The following is an 8,948-nucleotide window of genomic DNA, read 5'->3' on the forward strand; positions in this document are numbered from 1 at the left end:
GCGCTCATGGTCCCTGCCCTTCCCTAAAGTTCGCCGGTCGCCTGGACCAGCTTTGCCCGGCGCTTGCCGGCGTCGCCGCTTGCCACCACCAGCAGGCCCACGCATCCCAGCGCCGCTACCGCCACCAGGGGCAGTAGGGCCAGCGCGAAGCTGCCGGTCGCGTCGCGGATGACGCCGATGGCCGTGCTGGTGATGAAGGTGCCGACATTGCCCATCGAATTCACCTGCGCCAGCCCAACAACGGCGGCCGGGCCGGCCAGCCACTCGGCGGACAGGCCCCAGAACGGGCCCTTCATCGCGTAGGTTCCGATCAGCACGATGCACAGCACGAAGATGAATGGCGCCAGGTTATGCACGAACCCGGCAGCCAGCAATGCGAAGCCGGACAGGGCCAGCGGCGCCACGGTGTGCCACATGCGCTCCCCCCGCTGGTCCGATCGGCGGCCCCACCAGACCATCGCGACGGAGGCGATGGCGAAGGGAATGCCGTTCAGCAGGCCGACTTCCATATTGGTGAGGCCGAACGCCTTGATGATCTGCGGCTGCCATAGCGCCAAGGCCTGGCTGACGCCGGCGCTGCCGCCGAGGGCCAAGGCGAGCACGAGCACGTACGGATTGATCATGATCTGCCAGACCGAGGCGTGGCCCACGCGCGCGCCGCCGCGTTCGCTGGCCAGTTTGCGCACCAGCCAGGCGCGCTGGTCGGCCGATAGCCACCGCGTCGTTTCGGGCGTTTCCGGCAGGGCGAATAGCAACACGATGCCGAGCAGGACGGAGGGCACCGCTTCCATGATGAACATCCATTGCCAGCCGCGCAGCCCGGCGCTGCCATCGATGCCGAGCAAGGCGGCGGAGATGGGGGAGCCGACCAGGCTGGAGACGGGGATGGCGACCGCGAACATGGCGATAATTTGCGCGCGCTGCCGGGCGGGGAAGAACTGGGTCAGGTAGAGCACGACGCCAGGGAAGAACCCTGCCTCGGCTGCGCCGAGCGCCAGTCGCACGCCGTAGAACGACCATGGCCCGGTGATGAACACCATGAGGCCCGATATGAGACCCCAACTGATCATGATGCGCGCGATCCAGATGCGAGCGCCGAAACGGGCCTGCAGCAGGTTGGAGGGGATTTCGAACACGACGTAGGACAGGAAGAAAATGCCAGCGCCGAGCCCGTATTGCGACGACGACAGATGCACGTCCTGGTTCATCTGCAACGCCGCGAACCCGGCGTTCACCCGGTCGATATAGGCCAGGAAGTATCCCAGCGTCAGCAGTGGCACGATGCGCAGCATCAGCTTGCGCGTGACCGCCGCCTCCATGGCCGTTTCCGTCTCCATCGCAGTCATCCCCCGCCCCCGGTGTTCTTGTTTGTTGGCACAGGCCAGCTAGACACGCGGCGATCGAGACGTCCAACATGACTTGGCGGCGCTGTGAGAGGAAAATCATCTCGATGTTCTCGGGCAGGCAGTTGCAGCAATTCGTCGCCGTTGCGGAGGAACTGCATTTCGGCCGAGCGGCGGCACGGCTGGCGATGGCGCAGTCGCCGCTGAGCCAGGCGATCCAGACACTGGAGGATCGAGTGGGCGTGCCGTTACTGACGCGGGACCGCAGGGGTGTTGTGCTGACGGGCGCCGGGCGTGTGTTCCTGGCAGAAGCGCGGTCGATCCTGTTGCAGCAGGAGCAAGCGGTGCGTCGGGCCCATTGGGCGCATCAGGGCGGTAGCCATCGTTTGTCGATCGGCTTCGTCGGTTCCGTTGGCCATACACTGCTGCCCCGCATCGTGCGCCAGTTTCATCAGGTGCATCCCGAGGTGCGGCTGTCCATGACCGAAGACACGTCCGTGGCGCAGGTAGAGGCGTTGCGGACGGGTCGGCTGGATTTCGGCATCATCCGCGCGGCGGGGGCGGAGGCGGGGGATCTATCCCTGCGCAGCGTGTCGCGGGAGCGCATGGCGATCGCGATGCCACGCAGCCACGCATTGGCCGCCCAAACCCGCGTGAGCCTGGCGGAGTTGGCGGGTGACAAGTTCGTCCTGTTCTCCCCCACTGGCCCGGCGCCGATGCATGGCATGCTGCTAGCCGCCTGTCGCGAGGCCGGGTTCGAGCCGAGCTTCGACTACGAGGTGCGCCATTTGCCGAGCGCCATCGGCGTCGTCGCCTCCGGCGCGGCCGTTGCGATGCTGCCGATGGATATGAGCGCGGTGCGCCACCGGGACGTCGTGTTCAAGCGTATCGCCGGGATCGGGGCGGAGCTGATGTTCGAGGCGCTGGCCGCCTGGCTGCCCGCCAGCAGCAACCCCAGCCTGGCGCTGCTGCTTGATACGCTGCCGGCGTTGCTCTAGCCCTGTGTTTTGGCCCTGTGTTTTGGCGCGCATCTTTAGCCGTCGGATGATGCTCTAGGCTCGCTCGACACCCCAAAACAGGACGTTGCCACAGCGCACGAAGTTCTTCAGCGAGGTGCGGAACGCCCAAGGCTGCTTCCACTGGCCGAGCGGGATGAAGGGCGGGTTACCTACGGCCTCCAACTGCATGTCGCGGCAGACCGCCTGCTGCCCGGCGAGGTCTCCGGTGGCGAGCCACTGCTCCCGCAGCGCGGTCATCTTCGGGTTGTCGTACCAGCCGAGCCAGCCGGTGCGGCCGACCGCCTGCAGCGGGAACGAGCCGCCGGGATTGGAGACGGAGAGCCCTGCCCAAGTGGTGCAGAACGCATTCCAGCCGCCTTGGCTGGGGGGGTCCTGTTTCACCCGGCGGGATACCAGCGTGCCCCAGTCCATCACCTGGAAATCAACGTTCATGCCCAATTGGGTCCATAGCGCCTGCGTCACCTGCGCGATCGCCATTAGCGCTGGCATGTCGGACGCGGCCATGAAGGTGATTTTCTCGCCATTGTAGCCGGCGGCCTTGATGGCGGCCTGGGCGGCCTTCAGATCCTTGGCAGGCCCTAATTTGTCCAAGCCGGCCCTGGTGGCCAATGGGGAGCCGTCGATGAAGAACCCGACGGGCGCCACGCCGAGTTCGCTTTGGTCGCCGACGACGGCCTGCACACAATCCTGCTGGTTGGTGGCGGCGAGAATGGCGCGCATCAGTGCCGGGTTGTTGAACGGTGGGTGCAGGTGGTTGATGACCACCATCGCCAGCACGCCCAGCTTGTCGTAGGTGGCGACTTCGACGCCGGGCATCTTCTTGAGGCTGCCGACGAGGTCGATGAGTGGTTGTTCGACCCAATCGACCTCGTTCTTCTGCAGGGCGGCTGCGGCGGTGGCCGGGTCGGGCTGCACGATCCACTCGACGCGGTCGAACTTGGCCACCTTGCCACCGGCGAACCATTGCGGTGGTTCCTGCCGGGGGACGTAGCCGTCGAACTTGGCGTAGGCGGCGTGGTTGCCGGCATCCCACTCGTTGGGCAGGAAGCGGAAGGGGCCGCTGCCGGTGTAGTCCGTCACCATGGTGTTGGGCGAGGTCCTGGCAACGTGTTCCGGCATGATGAAGCAGCCGGTGGCGCCCAGCGCGTAGAGCATCTGGCGGAATGGGGTTTTCAGGCGGATGCGGAAGGTTTTGTCGCCGGTCGCCGTCATGTCGTTGAGCTGGCTGAGCAATTGGGAGCCGAATGCGTTGCGATGCGCCCAGCGGTCGATCGAGGTGGTGCAGTCGATGCCGCGCACGGGCGCGCCGTCGTGGAATTTCAGCCCGTCGCGCAGGGTGAAGTCCCAGGTGAGGCCATCATCGGACACGGTTTGCCCGGCGCACATTTGCGGCTGCGGGGCCAGTGAGTCGTCGGTGCCGTATAGCGTGTCCCACACCATGTAGCCGTGGTTGGTGGCGACGGTGGCAGTAGTCCAGATCGGGTCGGGGTTGGCGAGGTTGGCCTGGGGAACGAAACGCAGTGTTTTGGCTGGCTGGGCAATGGCGGGGCGATAAAGGCTGGTACCAGCGGCGAGGGCAGCGGCGCCCCCCAACAGACTGCGTCGGCGCATGGCCGTCTCCCTGTGCATGTGGATACCCGCAGAGCATGGCACGGCGATGCGGCGTGTTCACAGGGAAATTGCGAGTGGCTCAGCCTGGTTAAGAGGCGGGCCTGACGGGCCCCAGTTTGTAAAAGTATAGAATGATGGGGTCGGGTGGGTGTTCTAAACAATTTGCAATCTATGCAGTTAAATATCGCGAAATAATTCGCTGCTACATTGCGCGGCATGATGAACGACAATGACGATCCCGGTCAGACGGCGGCAACCGATGCGGTGGCTGAGATGCTGGAGTTGATCCGGCTGATGCTGGAGGACAGCCCCTACCCGGTTCAGCCGCACCATCAGCCAGCGCCGGACACAACGGCCGCCAACTAGCGCGCCGCGCCGTGGCTGCAGCCCGCCCTTGCGCCCAGGCATTGGGTCTTGCGATGGACCGGACCCTTGCTAGGGTTCTAGACTGCCGGACCTTGGAGGATCTGTCCTATGCCGGCATTGCGTTCCCGCACAACAACTCACGGCCGAAACATGGCCGGCGCGCGTGGCCTGTGGCGGGCCACCGGCATGAAGGACGGGGATTTCGGTAAGCCGATCGTCGCCGTGGTGAATTCGTTCACGCAGTTCGTTCCGGGGCATGTCCATCTGAAGGACCTGGGCCAGTTGGTGGCGCGCGAGATCGAGGCGGCCGGCGGCGTGGCGAAGGAGTTCAACACCATCGCGGTCGATGACGGCATCGCCATGGGCCATGACGGGATGCTGTACAGCCTGCCGTCCCGCGAACTGATCGCCGACAGCGTCGAATACATGGTGAACGCGCATTGCGCCGACGCGATGGTATGCATTTCCAACTGCGACAAAATCACGCCGGGCATGCTGATGGCGGCAATGCGGCTGAACATCCCGACCGTGTTCGTGTCGGGCGGCCCGATGGAGGCCGGCAAGGTGAACTTGTCTGGCATCACGCACTCGATCGACCTGATCGACGCCATGGTGGCGGCGGCCGATGGCAGCGTGTCCGATGCCGATGTCGAGGTGATCGAACGCTCGGCCTGCCCCACCTGCGGCAGCTGCTCCGGCATGTTCACCGCCAATTCGATGAACTGTCTGACGGAGGCCTTGGGCCTGTCGCTGCCGGGCAATGGGACCGTGCTGGCGACGCACGCCGATCGCCGCCGCCTGTTCGAGGAAGCTGGGCGGACGGTCGTGGACCTGGCGCAGCGTTGGTATGAGCAGGAAGACCCGACCGCCCTGCCCCGCGGCATCGCCACCTTCGCCGCGTTCGAGAATGCGATGACGTTGGACATCGCCATGGGCGGGTCGACCAACACCGTGTTGCATCTGCTGGCTGCCGCGCACGAGGCTGAGGTCGATTTCAAGATGGCCGATATCGACCGGCTGTCCCGCCGGGTGCCGGTGCTGTGCAAGGTCGCACCGGCGGTGGCGAACGTGCATGTGGAGGATGTTCACCGCGCTGGTGGCGTGATGGCGATCCTGGGCTCGCTGGACCGTGCCGGGCTGATCGACCGCACCACCGCGACGGTGCACGCGCCCACCATGGGGGATGCGTTGGACCGGTGGGACGTGGCGCGCACCCCCTCAGACAGCGTGCGCACGTTCTTCCGCGCGGCACCTGGCGGCGTGCCGACCCAGGTGGCGTTCAGCCAATCCTCGCGCTGGGACGAGTTGGATGTCGACCGCGAGGGCGGTGTGATCCGCGAGGCGGCGACGGCGTTTTCCAAGGATGGCGGGTTGGCCGTGCTGTATGGCAACCTGGCGGAAGACGGTTGCATCGTGAAAACGGCAGGCGTCGATGCGTCGATCCTGAAATTTTCCGGCCAGTGCCGGGTGTTCGAGAGCCAGGATGCAGCGGTCGAGAGCATTCTGGCCGACCGCATCAAGCCCGGCGATGTGGTGTTGATCCGCTACGAAGGACCCAAGGGCGGCCCGGGCATGCAGGAGATGCTGTATCCCACCAGCTACCTGAAGTCGAAGAAGCTGGGCAAGGTTTGCGCCCTGGTGACGGATGGCCGGTTCAGCGGCGGGTCGTCGGGGCTTTCGATCGGCCATGTGTCGCCCGAAGCGGCGGAGGGTGGGACGATCGGCCTGGTGCATGATGGCGACATGCTGGAGATCGATATCGTCGCCCGCAGCATCCATCTGGCGGTGCCGGATGAGGAACTGGCGCACCGCCGGGCGGCGCATGGAGATTGGAAGCCGGCCGCAACACGGCCTCGCAAGGTGACCCCTGCCCTGCGCTCCTACGCCGCGTTCATTACGAGCGCCAGCAAGGGCGCGGTGCGGATTATCCCGGAGTCGTAACGCTATAGGGCGGGTAATGCGTTTGCCGCGCTTCGTTTGCAGCAAACGCCCCCGGCCTCGCAAAAGCTTTGACCATCGGTTTTTGAGGTGATATCGCGGAAACATCGATGATGGGATGTTTCCGCGATGTCTGGCGATAACCGGCTCAAATTCGCTGATCGGTGCTCTGGCGGTCTGGCTGCATGAGGCTGTCCCGGCTCAAGGAGCGACTGCAGCACGGCGCCGACGTTTGCCAGATCACGCAGCAGCGTATCGTCGAACTGGAGAACGTGCCGGACGACCGCAAGCGGCTGCGGCAGTTCCCCACGACAGAGGCAGCCTCGCTGCTGGGCGTGTCCGAGAGTTATCTGCGCCAGATCACGAAGGATGGTGCGGAGTTCACCTGCGGCACGGTTGCGGGCAACAATTATCGCCGTACCTTCTCGCTGAAAGAGCTGCATTGGGTGCTTGCCGGGCTGCACGAGAAGACCGGTGACGAGCGGTATCGACGGCGGCGCAATGATGGGGAGAAACTGCAGGTCCTAGCGGTTGCCAACTTCAAGGGCGGCGCCGCCAAGACGACGACGGCAGTGCATCTTGGGCAATATCTGGCGCTGCGGGGCTATCGCGTGCTGCTGGTCGACCTGGATAGCCAGGCCTCGCTCACCAGCCTGTTCGGGTTGCAGCCGGACACTGATGTTGGGCCGGAGGAAACGCTCTACCCGGTGTTTCGTGGCGAGGCGAGCGATCTGAAAGGCTGCATCCGCACCACATATTGGCCCCGGCTGGACCTGGTGCCGGCCAATCTGAGCCTGGGCCAAGCGGAGTTCGAGATGCCGGTGCGGGCGCAGCGGGAGAAGAACTTCGCATTCTGGTTGGTGCTGCGGGAGGCGATCGAGAACTCGGCCGAGGGCTACGACGTGGTCGTGCTGGACTGCCCCCCTTCCCTCGGCTTCATGTCGATCAACGCGATTTTCGCTGCCACGGGGATCATCGTTCCGGTGCCTCCCTCGATGATCGACTTCGCCAGCACCGGGCAGTTCTTTCGCATGTGCTCGCAGGTTTTGGACCAGGTGGAGGAGATCGATCCAAACGGCAAGGACATCGATTTCTTCAAGATCCTGATCGCCAAGCATTCGGTGACGGACCAGAACCAGAAGCAGATCATCCACCTCATGGCCGCCAATTTCGGTGACATGCTGCTGCAGAACCCGATGGCGGTGACCACCGCACTGGACGCCGCCGGGCTTCGCAAGCGCACGTATTACGAGATCGACGACCAGGTGGGGACGCGGCAGAGTTACCTCCGCGGGCTCAGCTTCCTCAATGCCGTGAATGCGGAGATCGAGGGCGTGATGCTGAAGACGTGGGGCCGTCAGGACACGAGCCGTGCCGCCAACACCGCAGCGGGAGTGTGACATGCGCAAGCCGTTCGACCTGACGGCGATTACCGCCTCGCTGCCAACCTTGCCCGAGGACGGCGTAGCGCGTCCGGCGGCCGCGCGCTCCAGCATGGTGCCGATCGCCAAGGCGATCGAGACCCAGCACCGCAACGCCATGGCCGAGCTGAAGGCGTTGGAGCGAGCGATCGAGGAGCGCCGGGCCGACGGGTTGGTGGTCGAGGAGATCGACCCGGATTTGACCGACGCCTCGCCCTACTGGGATCGCGATCAGCGCTTTTTGGAAGATCGCAGTTTCGCCGAGTTCGTGGAGGATGTGCGCCGCCAGGGCCAGCAATCGCCAGCCTTGCTGCGTCGCCACCCGAGTGAGAGCGGGCGGTTCGAGATCTGTTTCGGCCATCGCCGGGCGCTGGCGTGCAAGCAGATCGGGCGGCCTTTGCGGGCGGTCGTGCGGGACCTCAACGAGGCGCAAATGGCCGGTGCGGCGTTCAGCGAGAATACCCAGCGGGAAGGCGTGTCGATTTTGGAGCAGGCGCGTGCCCTGTCCCGCTACATCGAGCGTGGCGTGTTTCCAACCAAGCAAGCGTTAGCCGACGCGCTGCACGTCTCGCGCCCCCATGTCAGCAACCTCACCTCGTTTGCGGAGATTCCGGATTTGGTGTTGGAGGCGCTGGGTGACTGGCGCAAATGCACCTTCCGCGACGCCAATGCGCTGTTCAAGCAGTTGCAGGATCCCGACCGAAAGGCGGCGATGTTGGCGGCGGCGTCCGAGCTTGTGTCGGAGGGTGGATCGGCAGTGTTTCCGACACGGATGGCGCAGCTTCTAGGTCGTCCGCGGGACGATGCGGAGGCGCCGATGCAGATCTGCGACCCGGCGGGCAACGTCTTGGTCTCACGCCGGGCAGGGGGGCGATCGGAAATGTTCACTTTCGCCGCCGGGCGCGGCGATGGATTGGCCGATTTCGTATGGAAGCGGATGGCGGGCTTGGCAGAGGAGTATCGCAAGCACAGCGCTGGCAAGAAGTAGCCCCCAGCGTTTGCAGCAAACGCCGCTCTCTCAATGGCTGCAAACAAGCGGCGATTGGTGCTCCGGCCAGCGCATATCCCGTGTGGTTAGCCGCAGTTGGTGGATGAGGAGCTCGATGGACTGCGACACCGGGCGGCCAGCGTGGGTTACTGCGACGATGGGGACGAACAGCGCCGGGTTAAACCTGCATACGTGAAGGGCCATCGTCGTATCGTTGCGCACGGGGATGGACGGCACGATCGCGATGCCCGCACCTGCCTCT

8 protein-coding genes are annotated in these 8,948 nt (G+C 64.9%); 5 read left to right on the forward strand and 3 right to left on the reverse strand.

Translation table 11 applies throughout. The annotated features are described in order from the left end of the window. Positions 1-23: 23 nt before the first annotated feature. Entirely contained in the window at positions 24-1,337 is a 1,314-nt protein-coding gene (locus GSQ76_RS23030) for an MFS transporter (RefSeq protein ID WP_158746458.1), read from the reverse strand. A gap of 113 nt (positions 1,338-1,450) precedes the next feature. Between GSQ76_RS23030 and GSQ76_RS23035 the strand changes: the two genes are divergently transcribed. Next, positions 1,451-2,341: a LysR family transcriptional regulator gene (locus GSQ76_RS23035; RefSeq protein ID WP_158746459.1), complete on the forward strand. Its 891-nt coding sequence runs from the start codon at positions 1,451-1,453 to the stop codon at positions 2,339-2,341. 54 nt (positions 2,342-2,395) lie between these two features. Here the strand turns inward: GSQ76_RS23035 and GSQ76_RS23040 are convergent, their stop codons facing one another. Then, on the reverse strand, positions 2,396-3,973 hold the full coding sequence (locus tag GSQ76_RS23040; protein WP_158746460.1) for an ABC transporter substrate-binding protein: 1,578 nt from the start codon (positions 3,971-3,973) through the stop codon (positions 2,396-2,398). A 216-nt stretch (positions 3,974-4,189) separates the two neighbouring features. On the opposite strand from GSQ76_RS23040, the gene GSQ76_RS23045 reads away from it, so the two are divergent. From GSQ76_RS23045 to GSQ76_RS23060, 4 genes are all read left to right on the forward strand, one after another. After that, positions 4,190-4,339 carry a hypothetical protein gene (locus GSQ76_RS23045; RefSeq protein WP_158746461.1) on the forward strand — a complete coding sequence of 50 codons (150 nt, stop codon included), beginning with the start codon at positions 4,190-4,192 and terminating at the stop codon, positions 4,337-4,339. A gap of 108 nt (positions 4,340-4,447) precedes the next feature. After that, a complete protein-coding gene (gene ilvD / locus GSQ76_RS23050) occupies positions 4,448-6,280 on the forward strand; it encodes a dihydroxy-acid dehydratase (RefSeq protein WP_158746462.1) in 1,833 nt (610 codons plus the stop codon). A 182-nt stretch (positions 6,281-6,462) separates the two neighbouring features. After that, on the forward strand, positions 6,463-7,677 hold the full coding sequence (repA, locus tag GSQ76_RS23055) for a plasmid partitioning protein RepA (RefSeq protein WP_158746463.1): 1,215 nt from the start codon (positions 6,463-6,465) through the stop codon (positions 7,675-7,677). A gap of 1 nt (position 7,678) precedes the next feature. Next, positions 7,679-8,686, forward strand: coding sequence for a ParB/RepB/Spo0J family partition protein (locus tag GSQ76_RS23060; RefSeq protein WP_158746464.1), 1,008 nt, complete (start codon positions 7,679-7,681; stop codon positions 8,684-8,686). Between the two features lie 30 nt (positions 8,687-8,716). Here the strand turns inward: GSQ76_RS23060 and GSQ76_RS31375 are convergent. Further along, on the reverse strand, positions 8,717-8,948 hold a 232-nt coding region (locus tag GSQ76_RS31375), incomplete at its 5' end, for a hypothetical protein (protein ID WP_216851243.1).

The organism is Acidisphaera sp. L21 (genome assembly GCF_009765685.1).
Taxonomy (GTDB): Bacteria; Pseudomonadota; Alphaproteobacteria; order Acetobacterales; family Acetobacteraceae; genus LMUY01.